Raw genomic sequence first — 18,798 nt, 5'->3', positions numbered from 1 at the left:
TCGTTGAGATGTAAATTATTTGTTGGGCAATAAATGTGCTATAACAGAGTTCTCCCCACGCGTTTTCGTGGTCACCCCTTCAATCTCCAGGATTAGCATGCTCACAACCATTATTTACCGCAGTCATATCTGCGAGGACGTTCCAGTTAAAGCGCTGGAAGACATGGTCGATGCTGCAAATTGTAGAAATCGCCAGTTAGATGTAACGGGGATTTTGCTGTTTAACGGCACACACTTTTTTCAATTACTTGAAGGGCCCGCTGAGAACGTAAATGAGATCTATCAGCTCATCTGCCGCGACCCACGGCATCACAACGTGGTTGAATTATTGAGCGATCACGGTCCTTCACGGCGCTTTGGCAACGCTGGTATGGAGCTATTTGACCTTCGTCAGTACGACACGGACGAAGTGCTGCAACAGGTTCTCGATAAAGGCACCACCCGCTATCAGCTGACGTATAACGATCGCGCCCTGCAATTTTTCCGCACGTTCGTTGAAGCCACTGAAAAAGCGAACTATTTTGAGCTGCCTTCGGCGGATTCCTGGGAGTTTGTCACCGAAAACACGCCGTTATCTTCGCAGCCGACGGTTGTGGCAAAAGGGGCTGACTGTAGTTTCGCATTTCAACCTATCGTCGATCCGTTTATGCAGCAGGTGGTCTCATGGGAAGCCCTGCTCCGCACGCCGTCCGGGGAGTCGCCCGAAGAGTATTTTGCTAACCAGCCGCGTGAGGCGCTGTACGAATCGGATTTACAGAGCAAGCAGGTAGCTCTGTCGATGGCCAGCGCGCTGGGCCTGGGAAATCAAACGTTGTCCATCAATCTGCTGCCAATGACGCTGGTCAATGTTCCCGGTGCCGTCGATTTTTTACTTACGGCAATAGAGGCGAACGGTTTTGTGCCGGAGCAAATTGTGGTCGAGTTCACCGAGAGCGAGGCGATCTCGCGCTTTGAGGAGTTCACCAGCGCGGTCAGACAGCTCAAAAGCGCCGGCATTAGCGTGGCTATCGATCACTTTGGGGCCGGATTCGCCGGTCTGCAACTGCTGGCCCAGTTCCAGCCGGACAGAATTAAGATTAATCGTGATTTGATTGCCAACGTGCACAAGAGCGGCCCGCGTCAGGCTATCATTCAGGCGATCATTAAATGCTGCGCGTCCCTGGAAATTCTGTTCTGCGCAGTCGGCGTAGAGCTGGCCGAAGAGTGGATGTGGCTGGAATCTGCCGGTATTTCTCAGTTCCAGGGAAACCTGTTCGCCAGCCCGCGTCTGGGGGGCATTCCGGCGATTGCCTGGCCAGAGAAAAAGTACGATTTATAGAAATCCTGTACGTAACTCTTAAGAGTTACCTGTACGTTTGGCTAAATTTATACAACAATACATTAACGAGTGAGTGGTTCTCTGGGCCATTCACTTGCCTCCGAAGCCGGAGTTAGTTATACAAATATATTGTACAATCTGATAAGGTTGGTTTGGTTAGGTATGGAAGTATTGTGCGTGAGGGAGTTAATGGCCTATTACAGTATCGGCGAAGTGGCCGAACGATGCGGTATCAACCCCGTTACGCTGCGTGCCTGGCAGCGCCGTTATGGATTGTTGAAGCCGCAGCGCAGCGAAGGGGGTCATCGTCAGTTTGACGATGAAGATATCCTGCGTATCGAAGAGATCAAACGCCTGATGAAAACGGGTGTTTCGGTCGGCAAAGTAAAAGCGCTTCTTGAAAATACAGAAGTGATGACTCAGGGGAACTGGGCATCGTTTCAGGAAGAGATGTTAACCGTTCTGCGCTACGCCAATCCGGCAAAGCTGCGCGCCAAAATCGGTGAGTTCCGTCGCGATCATGCGATGGATGTTCTGATTGATAACATCATCACCCCTGTACGACAGCGAATGAACCAGGACCAGAATACGGTGCGCCATATGGCGAGCCTGCTTGATGGCGTCCTGATTGAGTTTGCCGTTACAAGCCTGGTGGAATCGCGCAAAAAAGCCGGTAAAGACGCGCTGCTGATAGGGTGGGAGTGCGACGACCGTACGCATTTGTGGCTGGAAGCGGCCCGTCTGGCCTACAAGGGCTGGCATATTGACGTGCTGGCCGAGCCGATTGATTCTCCGCGTCCGGAACTCTTCCCGGGGCAAAAAATTTTCGTCTGGACCGGTAAAGAGCCAACGCCTCGCCAGCAGCAACAGCTCGACCACTGGCGTGAACAGGGCTTTGCCGTCGCGTTCCATCACTGAAGTTAAGGGGTCCGACGGTAAACCACCAGCGCGGATTTTTTGCTTTCTGGCGATACGACAGGGGTATCCGCGAAGATGCATGGCATCAGTACCTCTGTCATATCGTCGGTTTACTCCATCGTCAGGTTGTCTGGAATATTCATGCTGGCCACGGATTCAACTTTCCATTCGCTATCTTCCTTGACCATGCAGTCAATCACGGTGTGATCCCGCTTTTTGCCGAATGAAATGTAGACCTGCATGCAGGCGGCATCGTAATCCAGCGCCCGCGCACTGACTACGCCCCAGTCATCTTCATATCCCTGAGCCTTAATGAACATATCGACGTCTGGCACGTCATATTCATCTGGATCCAGCTTATCCATCGCTTTGAGTTTGCTGATGGTTTCACGGGTGACGTAGGGTCTCAGCGCGTCATAGTTTTTCTGGGGCTCTTTCCCGCTAATAATTTGCGAGATGTACCACTTATTAAACTGAAGGGCAGCGGATGCTTCAGGAGGTAACGTCTGTGCTCCTGATACGAGAGTGGGCAGAAGCAGGCCCGCCAGAATTATTTTTTTCATATCAGTCATGTCTGTAAATTGCATACGCTGGCTTTACTTCCCGGTATTCTTTTCCCGGATACATTGTTCTCTGAACAAAATCAGAGTACCAGACGCCGTTCCCGCCATAGAGGCATGCGTGGCCATAGGGATGGTGGGCTGTGGGCTGGATCACCGCCACATCACCCTCAACAGGCTCACCGTAAACCTGGTGGAAGCCAGCCAGAATTAAATTGCTTTTCATATCCTTAGCATAATGCGTGTTCTGTAGATTAGCACCGCCGGCGCGAATGGCTTTTGAAACGAATTCTGCGCATCTTTTCTGGCTATGCTGGCTAGCATGCTGACGAGCATATACTGCGGCTTTATGGGCGCTCCACATAATGTAATCCCTTACTGATTGACTGGTTAACAAGGGAAACATTACGCCGAAAAGTGACGAGTTTATGTAATTAATCGTGATCGGAGTTTAACCACTATCAGTTTGATAAATAATGATTAATTTATCCATCAAACATCTTTATGCCCGGTACGTACGAACATTTTTTATTCCCGCTATTGTTTTTCGCTATGATGAATTAAGCGGCTGATTTTTTAATAATCGACTGCATTCATGAAAATAAAAAATCTATCTCAAAAATAGGTATTTTCAATGCAATTTTTATCATTGCCCCATGCTTTACCGTCTTTTCTCTGAAATGCATTATTTATCAATGCATTGAACAAATATCACCATCCCATCCGCATCCCGTCACAGGGTCTATGCTTAAAGAAAGTAGCCAAAAAGGGCGGTTTAGCCCAAAGCCCCTGCTGTCAGGGGGTTGAAGTGATAATCGTTATCACTAACATGGTGTTATGCCTGGTGGCTTATCAGATGAGGTGGACCTATGGAATTGCATTCAGAAACCTTCAATCCGGCCGATTTTGCCTGGCGTGGCTTAACGCTTACGCCCGCGGCGGCGGCACACATTCATGAGCTGGTGGCTAAAAACCCCGACATCCTCGGCGTACGTTTAGGCGTTAAGCAGACGGGCTGCGCGGGGTTTGGCTACGTGCTGGACACCGTCACCGAACCTGAAAAGGATGACCTGGTCTTTGAAACCGACGGCGCTAAGCTCTACGTCGCGCTACAGGCTATGCCGTTTATCGATGGAACCGAAGTCGACTACGTTCGTGAAGGTTTAAACCAGTTATTCAAATTTCATAACCCGAAAGCCCAGAACGAATGTGGCTGCGGCGAAAGCTTTGGGGTATAGGCGGTACTATGTCTCGTAATACTGAAGCAACGAGTGATGTAAACACCTGGAGCGGCGGAAACCTCAACTATAAAGAGGGGTTCTTCACGCAGCTGCAAACCGATGAGCTGGCGAAAGGCATCAGTGAAGATGTCGTGCGCGCCATTTCGGCCAAACGTAACGAGCCTGAATGGATGCTGGCGTTTCGCCTGAGCGCGTTTCGTGCGTGGCAGGAGATGGAAGAGCCCCACTGGCTGAAAGCGCACTACGATAAGCTGAACTATCAGGATTACAGCTACTACTCCGCGCCGTCCTGCGGCAGCTGTGATGACACCTGTGCCTCGCAGCCCGGCGCGGTACAGCAAACCGGTGCAGAGAACAGCTTCCTGAGCAAAGAGGTGGAAGAGGCGTTCAATCAGCTCGGCGTGCCCGTGCGCGAGGGTAAAGAGGTGGCGGTAGACGCCATTTTTGACTCCGTCTCGGTGGCGACCACCTACCGTGAAAAGCTGGCGGAGCAGGGGATTATTTTCTGCTCCTTTGGTGAAGCCATTCACGATCACCCTGAGCTGGTGAAAAAATACATCGGCACCGTGGTGCCCAGTAACGATAACTTCTTTGCTGCACTGAATGCGGCGGTGGCGTCAGACGGCACCTTTATCTACGTGCCGAAAGGCGTACGCTGCCCGATGGAGCTTTCGACCTATTTCCGCATCAACGCAGAAAAAACCGGGCAGTTTGAACGCACCATTCTGGTGGCGGATGAGGGCAGCTACGTCAGCTATATCGAAGGCTGTTCCGCGCCGGTGCGCGACAGCTACCAGCTGCACGCGGCGGTGGTTGAGGTGATCATCCACAAAGACGCGGAAGTGAAATACTCTACGGTGCAGAACTGGTTCCCGGGCGACGGCAATACCGGCGGTATTCTGAACTTCGTCACCAAACGCGCGCTGTGCGAAGGCGAAAACAGCAAAATGTCCTGGACGCAGTCAGAAACCGGCTCCGCCATTACCTGGAAATACCCGAGCTGCATCCTGCGCGGGGATAACTCCATCGGGGAATTTTACTCCGTGGCGCTGACCAGCGGTCATCAGCAGGCCGATACCGGCACCAAGATGATCCACATCGGTAAAAACACCAAATCGACCATCATTTCAAAAGGGATCTCCGCCGGACACAGCCAGAACAGCTATCGCGGGCTGGTGAAAATCATGCCGACGGCCACCAACGCGCGTAATTTTACCCAGTGCGATTCCATGCTGATTGGCGCCGACTGCGGGGCACATACCTTCCCGTACGTCGAGTGCCGCAATAACAGCGCCCAGCTGGAGCACGAGGCGACCACGTCACGCATCGGTGAAGATCAGCTTTTCTACTGCCTGCAACGCGGGATCAGTGAAGAAGATGCGATTTCAATGATTGTTAACGGCTTCTGTAAGGACGTGTTCTCCGAACTGCCGCTGGAATTTGCCGTTGAAGCCCAGAAACTCCTCGCCATTAGTCTTGAACACAGCGTCGGTTAAGGAAAGCACATGTTAAGCATTAAAGATTTACAGGTCAGCGTGGAAGAGAAAGCGATCCTGCGTGGCCTCAATTTTGACGTCAAGCCGGGTGAAGTTCACGCCATCATGGGGCCAAACGGCTCCGGGAAAAGTACGCTTTCAGCGACGCTGGCAGGACGCGAGGACTATGAAGTCATAAGCGGCTCCGTTGAGTTTAACGGCAAAGATTTGCTGGAGATGTCGCCGGAAGAGCGTGCCGGTGAGGGCATCTTTATGGCCTTCCAGTATCCGGTTGAAATTCCGGGCGTCAGCAACCAGTTCTTCCTGCAAACCGCGCTGAACGCGGTGCGCAAGTATCGCGGGCTTGAGGCGCTGGATCGCTTTGACTTCCAGGATCTGATGGAAGAGAAAATCAAGCTGCTGAAAATGCCGGAAGATCTGCTCACCCGTTCGGTAAACGTGGGTTTCTCCGGCGGTGAGAAAAAACGTAACGATATTCTGCAAATGGCGGTGCTTGAGCCGGAGCTGTGCATTCTCGATGAAACCGATTCAGGGCTGGATATTGATGCCCTGAAGATCGTTGCCGACGGGGTGAACTCCCTGCGTGACGGGAACCGCTCATTTATTATCGTGACGCACTACCAGCGAATTCTGGACTACATCAAACCGGACTATGTCCACGTGCTTTACCAGGGACGCATTGTGAAATCCGGTGATTTTACCCTGGTTAAACAACTGGAGGAGCAGGGTTATGGCTGGCTTACCGAACAGCAGTAATGCACTCCAGCAGTGGCACCGATTGTTTGAAGCGCAGGGTGATTCGCGTTCAGAACAGGCTCAGCACCATCTCCAGCAGCTGCTGCGTCTCGGTTTACCGACGCGTAAGCATGAGAACTGGAAGTATACCCCGCTGGACGGTCTGCTGAACGGCGAGTTTGTCACGCGCCTGGCCCAGGTTAGCCCTGGCCAGCGCGATGCGCTGGCGCTGAGCGTGGATGCCGTGCGTCTGGTGTTTGTTGACGGGCAGTTCCGGGAGGAACTCAGCGACAGCGTGGAGGAGAGCGGGTTCGATATCGCCATTAACGACGAGCGCCAGTCGTTGAGCGCTCCGGTCCAGCCTGAAGTCTTTCTGCACCTCACGGAGAGCCTGTCGCAGTCTGTCACCCATATTCGTGTTAAGCGTAACCAGCGTCCGGCGAAACCGCTGCTGCTGATGCATATCACGCAGGGCGTTGAGGGCGACGAGATCAACACTGCCCACTATCGCCACCATCTCGAGCTGGCAGAAGGGGCGGAAGCGACGGTGATTGAGCATTACGTTAGTCTGAACGACACCCGTCATTTTACCGGCTCGCGTCTGACGATGAACGTGGCGGCCAACGCCCAGCTGCACCATATCAAGCTGGCGTTTGAGAATCCGCTCAGTCACCACTTCGCCCACAACGATATTCTGCTGGGCCAGGATGCCGCGGCGTACAGCCACAGCTTCCTGCTTGGCGGCGCGGTGTTACGCCACAACACCAGTACCCAGCTGAACGGTGAGAACACCACGCTGCGCATGAACAGCCTGGCGATGCCGGTGAAGGCAGAAGTGTGCGACACGCGCACCTGGCTTGAGCACAACAAAGGCTACTGCAACAGCCGTCAGTTGCATAAAACTATCGTCAGCGACAAAGGTCGTGCGGTGTTTAACGGCCTGATCAACGTGGCGCAGCACGCCATCAAAACTGACGGGCAGATGACCAACAACAACCTTCTGCTGGGACGTCTGGCTGAGGTGGACACCAAGCCGCAGCTGGAAATCTACGCGGACGACGTAAAGTGCAGCCACGGCGCGACGGTCGGGCGTATTGACGACGAGCAGATGTTCTACCTGCGCTCGCGCGGGATAGACCAGCAGGCCGCGCAAAAGATGATTATTTACGCCTTTGCGGCTGAGCTGACGGAAGCGCTGCCCGACGGCGGACTTAAACAGAAGGTGCTGGCCCGTATCGGTCAGCGGCTGCCTGGAGGCGAAGCATGACATTTCCCGTAGAGAAAGTCCGGGCCGATTTTCCGGTACTGACCCGTGAAGTGAACGGTCTGCCGCTGGCCTATCTCGACAGCGCGGCCAGCGCGCAAAAACCGAATCAGGTGGTGGATGCGGAAGCTGAATTTTACCGCCACGGCTACGCGGCGGTACATCGCGGGATCCACACCCTGAGCGCCGAGGCGACCCAGCGCATGGAAAACGTGCGTACCCAGGTCGCGGGCTTCCTCAACGCGCGTTTGCCGGAAGAGCTGGTGTTCGTGCGTGGAACCACCGAAGGGATCAACCTGGTGGCCAACAGCTGGGGCAATGCACAGGTGCACGCGGGGGATAACATCATCATCACCCAGATGGAGCACCATGCCAACATCGTGCCCTGGCAGATGCTCTGTGAGCGCGCAGGGGCCCAGCTGCGGGTGGTTCCCCTGAATGAAGACGGCACGCTCCAGCTTGAACAGCTGGACGCCCTGCTGGACGACAGGACGCGGCTGGTGGCCGTTACTCACGTTTCAAACGTGTTGGGGACGGAAAATCCGGTGGCGCTGATTATCGATAAAGCCCATCAGGCCGGTGCAAAAGTGCTGATTGATGGTGCCCAGGCGGTCATGCACCATGCGGTTGACGTTCAGGCCCTGGACTGCGACTTCTACGTTTTCTCCGGGCACAAGCTTTATGGCCCGACGGGCATCGGTGTGCTGTATGTGAAGGAGGATATTCTTCAGGCCATGCCGCCGTGGGAAGGGGGCGGCTCGATGATCGCCACCGTCAGCCTGACGGAAGGAACCACTTACGCCCGGGCCCCGTGGCGCTTCGAGGCGGGTACGCCAAACACCGGCGGGATCATCGGACTGGGTGCCGCCATTAGCTACGTCTCTGAAACGGGGCTGGCGGCAATTCAGCAGTACGAACAGCTGCTGATGCAGTACGCCTTGCAGGAGCTTGCCAGCGTCCCGGAACTGACCTTATACGGCCCTGCTGACCGTCTGGGTGTGATAGCCTTTAACCTCGGCAAGCATCACGCTTATGATGTGGGCAGTTTCCTGGATAATTACGGCGTCGCCGTACGTACCGGGCATCACTGCGCGATGCCGCTGATGGCGTATTATCAGGTACCGGCCATGTGCCGCGCATCGCTGGTGATGTACAACACAACGGAAGAAGTCGACAGACTGGTGGCGGGACTAAAACGTATTCACCAGCTGCTTGGCTAACGGAGAGGCGAGAGATGGCAGATTTGCCGGACAGAGATAAACTGCTGCGCAACTTTGGACGTTGCGCAAACTGGGAAGAGAAATACCTTTATATTATCGAGCTGGGGCAGCGCCTGCCGCCGCTCAGCGAAGAGGCGCATAACCCTAACAACATCATTCAGGGCTGCCAGAGCCAGGTCTGGATCCTGATGCAGCAGACGGATGATGGCGTAATCGAATTGCAGGGCGACAGCGATGCCGCCATTGTGAAGGGGCTTATTGCCGTCGTATTTATTCTCTATCACCGGATGTCGGCGCAGGATATTGTCGCCTTTGACGTCCGTCCGTGGTTTGAAAAAATGGCCTTAACCCAACACCTCACCCCGTCCCGATCCCAGGGGCTGGAAGCGATGATCCGCGCCATTCGCGCCAAAGCCGCAATCCTTAGCTAAACTAACTGAACAGCATTCATTCTGTTTCGCGGGGTGGTTTCCACCTCGCTGGTTTTTCAGCTTTCTGACGTTCAGTCAGTGAATAAGGAATCTCAGCATGAAGCGCGCGTCTCTAATAACTCTATTACTCCTTGGTTCGCTCAGTGCTGTTAATTCAGCCAGGGCGGTTGATTACCCTTTACCGCCCGCAGGCAGCCGCCTGATTGGGCAAAACCAGACATACACCATTCAGGAAGGCGACAATAAGCTCCAGGCTATCGCTCGTCGGTTTAATACCGCAGCACAGCTTATTCTTGAAACCAATAATACCATTGCACCGGTGAACCCTGCGCCAGGAACGGTCATTACCATTCCTTCCCAGATGCTGCTGCCGGACACCGATCGTGAAGGCATTGTGGTGAATCTGGCGGAGCTGCGTCTTTACTTCTATCCGCCGGGTGAAAATATCGTTCAGGTCTATCCGCTGGGTATCGGTCAGCTTGGGCTGGAAACGCCGGTCAGCACCACCCGTGTGAGCCAGAAGATCCCCAATCCCACCTGGACCCCGCCTGCGGGCATCAGAGCGCGCTCACTGGCCCAGGGCATAAAACTGCCGGCTGTGGTACCCGCCGGGCCTAATAACCCGCTGGGGCGCTATGCGCTGCGTCTGGGCATCGGCAATGGGGAATATCTTATCCACGGCACCAGCGCACCGGACAGCGTGGGGCTGCGGGTCAGCTCGGGCTGTATGCGTATGAACGCGCCGGATATCAAAGCGTTGTTTGAACAAGCGCGCGTCGGCACGCGGGTTCAGATTATCAATGAGCCGGTGAAGTTCTCTGTGGAGCCGGACGGCAAACGCTATATCGAGGTACACAGGCCGCTGGCGCAGGCTGAGGGCGAAAACCCACAGACGGTGCCATTTGTGCACTCTGCGGCGTTTACCGCCTTTGCAGCGCACTCAGGGAGCGATAAAACGCTCATCGATAAAGCGCTGGCGCGCAGGGCGGGGATCCCGGTTGCTGTTTCAACGGGTAACGGTTCGGCAGCCAGCAGTTCTGTCCTGTCTGTTCAAAACAGTCGTGTCTCAGCGGCGGTGGCGGAAGGCGAGGGAGAGAAGGTGATTCAGTAGGAGTTTGACACAGGCAAAAAAAATGGCGCACAATGTGCGCCATTTTATTAACAGGTACTATTACTTACGGTATTTAGTAGCCTGGTTGTCCAGACGCTGGTTAGCGCGAGCTGCGTCGTCTTTAGCAGCCTGAACGTCGGAACGCATTGCGTTCACGTCGTTGCTCAGCTGGTCAACTTTAGCGTTCAGAGTCTGAACGTCAGAAGACAGCTGATCGATTTTAGCGTTGCTGGAGCAACCTGCCAGCAGAGTAGAACCCAGGATTACCGCGCCCAGTACCAGTTTAGTACGATTCATTATTAATACCCTCTAGATTGAGTTAATCTCCATGTAGCGTTACAAGTATTACACAAAGTTTTTTGGGTTGAGAATATTTTTTTGATGGGATTACGCCTATTTTTGATCGTTCGCTCAAAGAAGCAACGAAATCGGCAATTTTGACGAAAAAGCTATGTTAAAAAAGGCATTTTTCATCGGATTCATCTTAGATAAATCGCGATTAAATAGAAAAACCCGATTTGCTTTTTGAATAGTTCTGGTTAAAGGCGGGAATAAAAAAAGCGCCCCGAAGGACGCTTTTTAACAAAAATATAATTTGTTCGGGAATTATTACAGCACGTGAACAGATGCGGTGTTGGTTGTGCCGCTTGGTACCAGCGCACCAGAAACCATAACCACAACGTCGCCTTTCTGTGCCAGACCACAATCAACCAGTTCCAGCGCCACTTCTTTACCCAGACGATAGAAATCATCGGTAGACGCAATCTCTTTCACCAGGTGTGGGATCACGCCTTTGCTCAGCACCAGCTGACGCGCGGTGGTTTCGTTCGTGGTCAGCGCCAGGATGGTTGCATCCGGGAAGTATTTACGCACGGCACGCGCAGATTTACCGCCCTGGGTTGCCACAACAATCAGCGGGGCTTCCAGTTTTTCGGCGGTTTCTACCGCACCACGGCACACGGCTTCGGTGATGCGCAGTTTACGGCTGTCGTTGTTGTAATCCAGACGGCTTTTCATCACGCGGTCGGTACGTTCGCAGATGGTCGCCATGATGCTGACCGCTTCCAGAGGGTATTTCCCTTTCGCAGATTCGCCAGACAGCATAACGGCATCGGTACCGTCGAGGATGGCGTTCGCCACGTCGCCCGCTTCCGCGCGGGTAGGGCGTGGGTTTTTGATCATAGAGTCCAGCATCTGCGTTGCGGTGATAACCACTTTACGCGCGCGAACGCATTTCTCGATCATCATCTTCTGCGCGAAGATCACTTCTTCAACCGGGATTTCAACGCCCAGGTCGCCACGCGCAACCATGATGCCGTCAGACGCTTCGAGGATTTCGTCGAAGTTGTTCAGGCCTTCCTGGTTTTCGATTTTGGAGATGATCTGAATGTTCTCGCCGCCGTGCGCTTTCAGGTGCTCACGGATTTCAACCACGTCAGAACGTTTACGGATAAAGGACGCAGCAACGAAGTCAACGCCTTGTTCGCAACCGAAGATCAGGTCTTGTTTGTCTTTTTCAGCCAGCGCTGGCAGAGCAATGGACACACCCGGCAGGTTAACGCCTTTGTTTTCGCCCAGGTCGCCGTTGTTCAGCACTTTACAGATAACTTTGTTACCTTCGATCGCGGTTACTTCCATGCCGATCAGGCCGTCATCCACCAGCACGGTGTTGCCAACGGACAGATCGCTGGTGAAACCTTCGTAGGTCACGGCAACGATTTCGTTGTTACCCACAACGGATTTGTCGGTGGTGAAGGTGAAGGTCTGGCCCGCTTTCAGAGAAACGTCGTTACCGCCTTCCAGTTTGATGGTACGGATTTCAGGACCTTTGGTGTCGAGCAGGATCGCGGCTTTTTTACCGGTTTTGCTCATCACGTTGCGCAAGTTCTGGATACGCTGACCGTGTTCAGCATAGTCACCGTGGGAGAAGTTCAGACGCATCACGTTCATGCCGGCGTCCAGCATTTTGCTCAGCATCTCTTCGGATTCGGTTTTCGGGCCGATAGTACAAACAATTTTCGTCTTTTTCATGACAGTCTTAGTCTTTAAGTTGGGAAGGATATGGAAATCTCGCTCCGGGGGCGCACCGCCGCGGAGTCAAACCTGTGTTGCGAAAGAGTATATGACACGCACTAAGAATAGGTGACATCAAATGAGCGTGCAGAAGAAAGTGTGCCTGAGTGCCAGCCCAACGGAGGAGAGGAGAAGTTGTACGTTGTTTTTTGTATTCCAAGCGCTGAAACCATTCACCAGGGATTTGGCGCGCATTATACGCTGATTTGCAGCAAAAAGGAAAATGGAAACAGTGTTTCAAAAACAATCTGTGCAGATTCACATAAGTTTGTTATCAATGCGTTAAGGCCTAATGTCATCTTATGACGGCAGGCGCAATGCCCGCCGTTTTTTGCTCATTTTTCCAGCGCCTGTTGAAGGTCGGCGATCAGATCGCTTGCATCTTCAACGCCCACCGACAGGCGGATCAGCTGCGGCACAATGCCGTTGGCAAGGCGCTGCGCCAGCGGGATCGAGGCGTGGGTCATGCTGTAGGGCTGGCTCACCAGACTCTCCACGCCGCCCAGGCTTTCGGCCAGGGTAAAAAGTGTAAGGTGGCGGATAACGTCAGTCGCGCGTTGCGCATCGCCTTTTAAGACGACGGAGATCATGCCGCCCGGCAGCGCCATCTGGCGACGGGCAAGCGCATGCTGCGGATGCGACGCCAGCCCGGGATAGTACACGCTTTCAACCTGCGGATGCGCCTCCAGCCATTGCGCAATCGCCAGCGCGTTGGCGCTGTGCTTTTCTACGCGCAGTGAGAGGGTGCGAATACCCCGCAGGGTCAGAAAGCTGCTGAACGGATCCAGAACGCCTCCGACTGCGTTTTGCAGGTAGCCCAGGCGATCCGCCAGCTCCTGGTTTGCGCCGACAACAGCCAGCCCGGCAACCACGTCTGAGTGACCGTTAAGATATTTGGTGGCGGAGTGCACCACGATGTCAAACCCTGCCTCCAGCGGCCGGTGAATGACCGGAGAGGCGAAGGTATTGTCCGCCACGCTGATCGCATTATGACGCCGGGCAATTTCCGCGATGGCCGCCAGATCGGCCAGCTTCAGCAGCGGATTTGTCGGCGTCTCCACCCAGATCATGCGGGTGTCTGGGCGAATGGCGGCCTCAAGACCGGCTACATCGTCCGGGTTAACCCAGCTCACCTGTAGCCCGGTGCTGCGCTTGCGCACGTTTTCGATCAGGCGATACGTACCGCCGTAAACGTCGTCAATGGCGACGATATGGCTGTCTTTATCCAGCAGTTCGAGCACGGTGGAAATGGCCGCCAGCCCTGATGCGAAGGCGTACCCGCGCGTGCCGCCCTCCAGCTCGGCTATCGCGGTCTCCAGCGCGTGGCGGGTGGGGTTGCCGCTTCGGGAATATTCATAGCCGGTATGCTCACCCGGAGACGGTTGCGCAAACGTCGAGGTGGCGTAAATCGGCGGCATGACGGCGCCGTGCGGGTCGTTAAACTCGCCGCTGTGAACGCTGAGGGTTGCCAGGTTTTTCATCTTTTGCTCCTTTTATTTCTCCAGGCGGTTACGCCAGGCGGTGAGAACGTCGCTGCGGGTGATCAGACCCAGAAAACGGTCGTTGTCATAGATAATGGCTACCAGGCCACGGTCAAAGATGGCGTGCAGGGCGCTCTCCGGGGCCTGCCTGTCCAGATATTCCACCTGACGCGTCATGGCCGCCGTCACGGGGAGAGAGAAGCGATCGGCATCCCCCCCGATGTGTCGCAGCAGGTCCCATTCGTCGATGATGCCGACGACCTTATCGTTATCGAGCACCGGCAGCTGGGAGATGTCGTACAGCCGCATGCGGGCCAGCACGGTGGAAAGGGTGTCGTCCGGGACGGCAGTCACCGTAGCGCCTTCATCGTGGCGCAGGGCAATATAGTCGGAGAGATCCCCTGCCTGCGGACGCGCGATCAGCCCCTGCTGGCGCATCCAGTCGTCGTTGAACATTTTCGAGAGGTATTTATTGCCGCTGTCGCAGGCGAAGGTAACCACGCGTTTTGGCGTGGTCTGCGCCTGACAATATTTCAGCGCCGCCGCCAGCAGCGTGCCGCTGGAGGAGCCCGCCAGGATCCCTTCCGTTTTGAGCAGCTCACGGGCGGTGGTGAAGGCTTCGCGATCGGTAATGCGCCAGGCGCGTTTAACCCCTTCGATGTGCGCCAGCGGAGGAACAAAGTCTTCGCCAATCCCCTCAACCAGCCACGATCCGGCATCGTGATAGCGTCCGGTCTCAACCTGATCTGCCAGCACCGACCCGGCCGGATCGGCAAGCACGAATTCCGTCTGCGGTGAGTGCTCGGCGAACCACGCCTGTAAGCCGCCCAGCGTACCGCCGGACCCGACGCCGACGACGATGGCATCGATCTGGCCGTCAAGCTGCTCAAACAGTTCCGGCGCGGTGGTCGTGCGGTGCGCCAGCGGGTTGGCCTCATTGTTGAACTGGTCGATGTAAAACGCGCCGGGCAGTTCGTTCGCCAGCCGCCGGGCGTAATCCTGATAATAGGCCGGATGCCCCTTATTGACATCGGAACGGGTCAACACCACCTGCGCACCCAGCGCCCGCAGGTGGAAAATCTTTTCGCGGCTCATTTTGTCCGGCACCACCAGGATCAGCGAATAGCCTTTCTGCGCGGCGATCAGCGCCAGCCCCAGCCCGGTGTTCCCCGCCGTGGCTTCGATAATGGTCCCGCCGGGCCGCAGTTGCCCCGAGCGTTCGGCTTCGTTAATCATCGACAGTGCGACGCGGTCTTTGATCGAACCGCCGGGATTTTGGTTTTCCAGCTTCAGAAACAGCGAGCAGGGACCGGTATCCAGTTTGTGCAGCTGGATCAGCGGCGTGCGGCCAATCAGTTCGGTGATGGAGTGGTAAAGCATCATGGTCATGTCCTGTAAAAGGGGGATGACCGGATAATAGGATCCTGAAATTTTCTCAATAAAGAACGTTTCACTGGGTATTAGAACGGAAAGGAATATTCGTCGTGTTTTCAGATGGAAAGACAGCGAGACGTAAAGTTGTCCGGATGTGAGGATGTCTATATACGCGCAAAATGCTGAAAAAACAACCCATTCAGGCGGGTAAGAAGGCGGTGATATGTAGCAGTCGGATATGTATTGCTGATATTCATCTAAACGATTTTCTGCCGCCAGGTCGCGACTTATTTCATCGCGTTATAAGACATTCCTTTTTGGTCATTTAAAAGCTGATAACGGCTGTTTACTATCTTTTGGACATCCATACTGCTAAACCGCTATACGCGGCACGGATAACGAATAAGAATGATTGTACTCAGCAATATTTCGAAAGTTTTTGACAACGGAAAGGTGGCGCTGACAGCCGTTGATAACGTTAATTTGACGATCGAGCAGGGACAGATTTACGGGATTATCGGCTACAGCGGAGCCGGGAAAAGCACCCTGATCCGTCTGCTGAACGGCCTGGAAAAGCCCAGCGCCGGACGCGTCACCATTAACGGACAGGATATCTCCGCCGCAAAAGGAGAAGCGCTGCGACAGGCACGCCTGAAAATCAGCATGGTGTTCCAGCACTTCAATCTGCTCTGGTCGCGCACGGTGAAGGAAAACATCGCCTTTTCAATGCAAATTGCCGGTGTACCGAAAGCGAAAATTCAGGCGCGCGTCGCCGAGCTGGTGGATCTGGTCGGCCTGAGGGGGCGCGAGAATGCTTTTCCGTCGCAGCTGAGCGGCGGACAAAAACAGCGTGTGGGCATCGCCCGCGCGCTGGCCAATCATCCCGACGTGCTGCTGTGTGACGAAGCCACCTCCGCGCTGGATCCGCAGACGACCGATCAGATCCTCGATCTGCTCCTGGACATTAACCGTCGCTTTAACCTGACCATCGTGCTGATCACGCACGAAATGCACGTGGTGCGCAAAATCTGCGACCGCGTGGCGGTAATGGAGAACGGGAAAGTGGTGGAGGAGGGGGACGTGCTGAGCGTCTTTACGCATCCGCAGCAGCCGATCACCCAGCAGTTTGTCCGACAGGTGAGCCAGTACGCCGAAGATGAAACCTTCAATACGGAACTGGCAACCGGGCTGGAGGGCACGGTCATCAAACTCACCTTTACCGGGCACAGCACGCACAGGCCGATCGTCGGGGAACTGACCCTGCGCTACGGCCTGCCGTTTAATATCCTGCACGGCAAAATGACGCAAACCGCCCACGGTGTTTTCGGGCAGCTCTGGGTACAGGTGGTGGCATCGGATGAACAACTGAACAATATCCTCGCCGTTCTGAAGCAAAGCGATATTGAAGGCGAGGTTATTAAGCATGGCTGAAGAACTTTTTCCGCACCTGAAGTGGGATCAGCTGTGGGCTGCAACTCAGGAGACGCTCTACATGACCGCGCTTTCGGGCGTGGCGACGTTTGTTCTGGGGATCGGGCTCGGTCTGGCGCTGTTTTTAACCGCCCGCGGCGGGTTATTTCAAAACCGCACGGTCTACAGCGTAATGTCGATTGTGGTGAACGTGTTTCGCTCCATTCCGTTCATCATTCTCATCGTGCTGCTGATCCCGTTCACCAAGACCGTCGTCGGGACCATTCTTGGCGCTAACGCCGCGTTGCCCGCCCTGATTGTAGGCGCCGCACCGTTTTACGCCCGTCTGGTCGAGATCGCCCTGCGTGAAGTGGACAAAGGGGTTATCGAAGCCACGCGTTCGATGGGCGCACGGCTGAGCACGTTAGTGTTTCGGGTTTTACTGCCGGAATCCTCACCCGCGCTGGTTTCAGGCATGACGGTGACGCTGATTGCGCTGGTGAGTTACAGCGCAATGGCGGGGGTGATAGGCGCCGGCGGTTTGGGAAATCTGGCTTATCTGGAAGGATTCCAGCGCAACCATGGTGACGTCACGCTGGTGGCAACGGTGACCATTCTGATCATCGTGTTCATTATCCAGTTCTGCGGCGATGTCATTACTTCACTGTTAGATAAACGCTAATAAATACACACAGGAACCACATCATGAAAAAGACACTGACACTGATCGCCGCAGCCACCCTGAGCGCCCTGAGCTTTGCCGCCTGGGCAGATACGCTGACCGTGGGGGCATCCAACACGCCGCACGCGGAAATTCTGGAGCAGGCTAAGCCGATTCTGGCAAAGCAGGGTATCGATCTGGAGATTAAGCCGTTCCAGGACTACATTCTGCCCAACACCGCGCTGGCGGGGCGTGACATCGACGCCAACTACTTCCAGCACATCCCTTATCTGAACAGCGTGCTGAAAGATCACGCGGGCGATAAGGATTATGATTTTGTCAGTGCGGGCGCTATCCACATTGAGCCGATCGGTATCTATTCGAAAAAATACAAATCACTGAAGGATCTGCCGGAAGGCGGCAAAATCATCATGCGTGATGCGGTTTCCGAGGAAGGACGTATTCTCTCCATCTTCGAAAAGGAGGGGGTGATCAAGCTGAAGCCTGGCATCGATAAAGTGACCGCGCGCATCAGCGATATCGTGGAAAACCCGAAAAAGCTGGAATTTACCCCGAATGTGGAAGCGTCCCTGCTGCCGCAGATGTACAACAACGACGAAGGTGCCGCGGTGGTGATTAACGCTAACTACGCCATCGACGCGGGCCTGGATCCGGTGCACGATCCGATCGCGGTTGAAAGCGGTGAGAATAACCCGTACGCCAACATCATTACCGTCCATCGCGGTGACGAGAAGAAGAAAGATATCGTCGCGCTGGTGAACGTGCTGCATTCTAAAGAGATCCAGGACTGGATCCGTACCAAATACAAAGGTGCGGTCATCCCGGTAAACAACTAATCGCCTGATTTTCCAGACGAAGCCCGGCGAGCAATACGCCGGGCTTCTTTTTTGTATCCAGCCGACGAATGCTTTAAGCTGACGGTTTAAGGCATCGGAGTGATGGCAATGGGCAATGTGACCAAAGACGAAGCGCTGTACCAGGAGATGTGTCGTGTGGTAGGCAAGGTCGTTCTCGAAATGCGTGATTTAGGGCAAGAGCCGAAACATATTGTCATTGCGGGCGTACTGCGTACCGCGCTGGCGAACCAGCGCGTTAAGCGCAGCGAGTTGACCACCAAAGCGATGGAAACGGTCGTTAAAGCGCTGGCCGGCTAGCGCGCCGGCGCCTTGGGCGTTTCTCAAATCCTGCATATCAACAGTCAGTATTGTTATTTCCTCTTCATGACGAAGGCGTGTTTAACTGAGTTCAGGTTAAGCGAGAGGGGTAATGACGATGAAAAAATGGATCGGCACGTTACGGCGGTTTTTTGCCACCCAACCAGCGAATGCGGAGAACAGCGCGCAACGTGTTCTTGAGTCAATACTGCCTGTCGCCAGCCTGTACGGCGTGGACGTAGCCAACATTGATCCGGAGTGGTTCTATGTTAAAACGACACGCTGAACTGCGCCGGACGCGCGAAATGTACTGGAATGAACTGTGCCTGC

At 54.6% G+C, this 18,798-nt stretch carries 21 protein-coding genes; 14 read left to right on the top strand and 7 right to left on the bottom strand.

Annotated features, from left to right (window positions below; all coding sequences use genetic code 11):
- Window positions 1-97 precede the first annotated feature (97 nt).
- Together E0L16_RS09535 and E0L16_RS09530 are read left to right on the top strand one after the other, a co-directional pair.
- Complete coding sequence (locus E0L16_RS09535; protein ID WP_131636804.1) at window positions 98-1,318, top strand: diguanylate phosphodiesterase; 1,221 nt, start codon at window positions 98-100, stop codon at window positions 1,316-1,318.
- A 189-nt stretch (window positions 1,319-1,507) separates the two neighbouring features.
- Window positions 1,508-2,236, top strand: coding sequence for a MerR family transcriptional regulator (locus E0L16_RS09530; protein ID WP_063867053.1), 729 nt, complete (start codon window positions 1,508-1,510; stop codon window positions 2,234-2,236).
- A 110-nt stretch (window positions 2,237-2,346) separates the two neighbouring features.
- Here E0L16_RS09530 and E0L16_RS09525 read toward each other — a convergent pair whose 3' ends face one another.
- Both E0L16_RS09525 and E0L16_RS09520 read right to left on the bottom strand, forming a co-directional pair.
- Window positions 2,347-2,799 carry a DUF3828 domain-containing protein gene (locus E0L16_RS09525; RefSeq protein WP_131636803.1) on the bottom strand — a complete coding sequence of 151 codons (453 nt, stop codon included), beginning with the start codon at window positions 2,797-2,799 and terminating at the stop codon, window positions 2,347-2,349.
- Between the two features lies 1 nt (window position 2,800).
- Window positions 2,801-3,160, bottom strand: a complete 360-nt coding sequence (locus E0L16_RS09520; protein WP_131636802.1) for a CHAP domain-containing protein — start codon at window positions 3,158-3,160, stop codon at window positions 2,801-2,803.
- A gap of 505 nt (window positions 3,161-3,665) precedes the next feature.
- Between E0L16_RS09520 and sufA the strand changes: the two genes are divergently transcribed.
- The 7 genes from sufA to ldtE all read left to right on the top strand — a co-directional run bounded on the left by sufA (window position 3,666) and on the right by ldtE (window position 10,294).
- Window positions 3,666-4,034 carry a Fe-S cluster assembly scaffold SufA gene (sufA, locus tag E0L16_RS09510; RefSeq protein WP_003857741.1) on the top strand — a complete coding sequence of 123 codons (369 nt, stop codon included), beginning with the start codon at window positions 3,666-3,668 and terminating at the stop codon, window positions 4,032-4,034.
- Between the two features lie 8 nt (window positions 4,035-4,042).
- Window positions 4,043-5,533 (top strand): Fe-S cluster assembly protein SufB, encoded by a 1,491-nt coding sequence (gene sufB / locus E0L16_RS09505; RefSeq protein WP_063448951.1) that lies wholly within the window; start codon window positions 4,043-4,045, stop codon window positions 5,531-5,533.
- A 9-nt stretch (window positions 5,534-5,542) separates the two neighbouring features.
- Window positions 5,543-6,289: a Fe-S cluster assembly ATPase SufC gene (sufC, locus tag E0L16_RS09500; RefSeq protein ID WP_063448950.1), complete on the top strand. Its 747-nt coding sequence runs from the start codon at window positions 5,543-5,545 to the stop codon at window positions 6,287-6,289.
- Window positions 6,264-7,535: a Fe-S cluster assembly protein SufD gene (sufD, locus tag E0L16_RS09495; RefSeq protein WP_131636801.1), complete on the top strand. Its 1,272-nt coding sequence runs from the start codon at window positions 6,264-6,266 to the stop codon at window positions 7,533-7,535. Before sufC ends, sufD begins: the two co-directional genes overlap by 26 nt.
- Entirely contained in the window at window positions 7,532-8,752 is a 1,221-nt protein-coding gene (gene sufS / locus E0L16_RS09490) for a cysteine desulfurase SufS (protein ID WP_063867041.1), read from the top strand. Before sufD ends, sufS begins: the two co-directional genes overlap by 4 nt.
- 14 nt (window positions 8,753-8,766) lie before the next feature.
- Window positions 8,767-9,183: a cysteine desulfuration protein SufE gene (gene sufE / locus E0L16_RS09485; RefSeq protein WP_063448947.1), complete on the top strand. Its 417-nt coding sequence runs from the start codon at window positions 8,767-8,769 to the stop codon at window positions 9,181-9,183.
- A gap of 97 nt (window positions 9,184-9,280) precedes the next feature.
- On the top strand, window positions 9,281-10,294 hold the full coding sequence (gene ldtE / locus E0L16_RS09480) for a L,D-transpeptidase LdtE (protein ID WP_131636800.1): 1,014 nt from the start codon (window positions 9,281-9,283) through the stop codon (window positions 10,292-10,294).
- A 60-nt stretch (window positions 10,295-10,354) separates the two neighbouring features.
- Here the strand turns inward: ldtE and lpp are convergent, their stop codons facing one another.
- The 5 genes from lpp to E0L16_RS09460 form a co-directional block, all read right to left on the bottom strand.
- On the bottom strand, window positions 10,355-10,591 hold the full coding sequence (lpp, locus tag E0L16_RS09475; protein WP_001082307.1) for a murein lipoprotein Lpp: 237 nt from the start codon (window positions 10,589-10,591) through the stop codon (window positions 10,355-10,357).
- A 312-nt stretch (window positions 10,592-10,903) separates the two neighbouring features.
- Window positions 10,904-12,325 carry a pyruvate kinase PykF gene (gene pykF / locus E0L16_RS09470; protein WP_003857687.1) on the bottom strand — a complete coding sequence of 474 codons (1,422 nt, stop codon included), beginning with the start codon at window positions 12,323-12,325 and terminating at the stop codon, window positions 10,904-10,906.
- Between the two features lie 7 nt (window positions 12,326-12,332).
- Complete coding sequence (gene ynhH / locus E0L16_RS22345; RefSeq protein WP_427854524.1) at window positions 12,333-12,629, bottom strand: protein YnhH; 297 nt, start codon at window positions 12,627-12,629, stop codon at window positions 12,333-12,335.
- Between the two features lie 73 nt (window positions 12,630-12,702).
- Window positions 12,703-13,848 carry a trans-sulfuration enzyme family protein gene (locus E0L16_RS09465; protein WP_131636799.1) on the bottom strand — a complete coding sequence of 382 codons (1,146 nt, stop codon included), beginning with the start codon at window positions 13,846-13,848 and terminating at the stop codon, window positions 12,703-12,705.
- Between the two features lie 12 nt (window positions 13,849-13,860).
- A complete protein-coding gene (locus E0L16_RS09460; RefSeq protein WP_131636841.1) occupies window positions 13,861-15,231 on the bottom strand; it encodes a pyridoxal-phosphate dependent enzyme in 1,371 nt (456 codons plus the stop codon).
- Window positions 15,232-15,630: 399 nt separating this feature from the next.
- On the opposite strand from E0L16_RS09460, the gene E0L16_RS09455 reads away from it, so the two are divergent.
- From E0L16_RS09455 to E0L16_RS22030, 5 genes are all read left to right on the top strand, one after another.
- Window positions 15,631-16,653: a methionine ABC transporter ATP-binding protein gene (locus tag E0L16_RS09455; protein ID WP_131636798.1), complete on the top strand. Its 1,023-nt coding sequence runs from the start codon at window positions 15,631-15,633 to the stop codon at window positions 16,651-16,653.
- Window positions 16,646-17,314, top strand: coding sequence for a methionine ABC transporter permease (locus tag E0L16_RS09450; protein ID WP_063448943.1), 669 nt, complete (start codon window positions 16,646-16,648; stop codon window positions 17,312-17,314). The genes E0L16_RS09455 and E0L16_RS09450 overlap by 8 nt, the downstream gene beginning before the upstream one ends.
- A gap of 23 nt (window positions 17,315-17,337) precedes the next feature.
- Window positions 17,338-18,150 (top strand): MetQ/NlpA family ABC transporter substrate-binding protein, encoded by an 813-nt coding sequence (locus E0L16_RS09445; RefSeq protein WP_063448942.1) that lies wholly within the window; start codon window positions 17,338-17,340, stop codon window positions 18,148-18,150.
- Window positions 18,151-18,258: 108 nt separating this feature from the next.
- On the top strand, window positions 18,259-18,468 hold the full coding sequence (gene fumD / locus E0L16_RS09440; protein ID WP_003857676.1) for a fumarate hydratase FumD: 210 nt from the start codon (window positions 18,259-18,261) through the stop codon (window positions 18,466-18,468).
- A gap of 118 nt (window positions 18,469-18,586) precedes the next feature.
- The gene (locus E0L16_RS22030; RefSeq protein WP_063867029.1) at window positions 18,587-18,754 is read left to right on the top strand and encodes a hypothetical protein; all 168 of its coding nucleotides are present in this window, start codon (window positions 18,587-18,589) and stop codon (window positions 18,752-18,754) included.
- Window positions 18,755-18,798: the final 44 nt, after the last annotated feature.

The organism is Enterobacter quasihormaechei, assembly GCF_004331385.1.
GTDB lineage: Bacteria > Pseudomonadota > Gammaproteobacteria > Enterobacterales > Enterobacteriaceae > Enterobacter > Enterobacter quasihormaechei.
Note: the sequence above shows the minus strand (reverse complement) of the source record. Positions and strands in the feature narration are given on the sequence as shown.

What these genes read in the sequence shown, in the direction of transcription:
- E0L16_RS22030 (WP_063867029.1), top strand. Translation starts at nt 18,587, where the DNA reads ATGAAAAAATGGATCGGCACGTTACGGCGGTTTTTTGCCACCCAACCA.
- sufS (WP_063867041.1), top strand. Translation starts at nt 7,532, where the DNA reads ATGACATTTCCCGTAGAGAAAGTCCGGGCCGATTTTCCGGTACTGACC.
- E0L16_RS09520 (WP_131636802.1), bottom strand. Translation starts at nt 3,160, where the DNA reads ATGTGGAGCGCCCATAAAGCCGCAGTATATGCTCGTCAGCATGCTAGC.
- E0L16_RS09535 (WP_131636804.1), top strand. Translation starts at nt 98, where the DNA reads ATGCTCACAACCATTATTTACCGCAGTCATATCTGCGAGGACGTTCCA.
- sufC (WP_063448950.1), top strand. Translation starts at nt 5,543, where the DNA reads ATGTTAAGCATTAAAGATTTACAGGTCAGCGTGGAAGAGAAAGCGATC.
- pykF (WP_003857687.1), bottom strand. Translation starts at nt 12,325, where the DNA reads ATGAAAAAGACGAAAATTGTTTGTACTATCGGCCCGAAAACCGAATCC.
- E0L16_RS09445 (WP_063448942.1), top strand. Translation starts at nt 17,338, where the DNA reads ATGAAAAAGACACTGACACTGATCGCCGCAGCCACCCTGAGCGCCCTG.
- E0L16_RS09530 (WP_063867053.1), top strand. Translation starts at nt 1,508, where the DNA reads ATGGCCTATTACAGTATCGGCGAAGTGGCCGAACGATGCGGTATCAAC.
- sufE (WP_063448947.1), top strand. Translation starts at nt 8,767, where the DNA reads ATGGCAGATTTGCCGGACAGAGATAAACTGCTGCGCAACTTTGGACGT.
- ldtE (WP_131636800.1), top strand. Translation starts at nt 9,281, where the DNA reads ATGAAGCGCGCGTCTCTAATAACTCTATTACTCCTTGGTTCGCTCAGT.
- sufA (WP_003857741.1), top strand. Translation starts at nt 3,666, where the DNA reads ATGGAATTGCATTCAGAAACCTTCAATCCGGCCGATTTTGCCTGGCGT.
- sufD (WP_131636801.1), top strand. Translation starts at nt 6,264, where the DNA reads ATGGCTGGCTTACCGAACAGCAGTAATGCACTCCAGCAGTGGCACCGA.
- sufB (WP_063448951.1), top strand. Translation starts at nt 4,043, where the DNA reads ATGTCTCGTAATACTGAAGCAACGAGTGATGTAAACACCTGGAGCGGC.
- lpp (WP_001082307.1), bottom strand. Translation starts at nt 10,591, where the DNA reads ATGAATCGTACTAAACTGGTACTGGGCGCGGTAATCCTGGGTTCTACT.
- E0L16_RS09450 (WP_063448943.1), top strand. Translation starts at nt 16,646, where the DNA reads ATGGCTGAAGAACTTTTTCCGCACCTGAAGTGGGATCAGCTGTGGGCT.
- E0L16_RS09460 (WP_131636841.1), bottom strand. Translation starts at nt 15,231, where the DNA reads ATGATGCTTTACCACTCCATCACCGAACTGATTGGCCGCACGCCGCTG.
- E0L16_RS09455 (WP_131636798.1), top strand. Translation starts at nt 15,631, where the DNA reads ATGATTGTACTCAGCAATATTTCGAAAGTTTTTGACAACGGAAAGGTG.
- fumD (WP_003857676.1), top strand. Translation starts at nt 18,259, where the DNA reads ATGGGCAATGTGACCAAAGACGAAGCGCTGTACCAGGAGATGTGTCGT.
- E0L16_RS09525 (WP_131636803.1), bottom strand. Translation starts at nt 2,799, where the DNA reads ATGAAAAAAATAATTCTGGCGGGCCTGCTTCTGCCCACTCTCGTATCA.
- E0L16_RS09465 (WP_131636799.1), bottom strand. Translation starts at nt 13,848, where the DNA reads ATGAAAAACCTGGCAACCCTCAGCGTTCACAGCGGCGAGTTTAACGAC.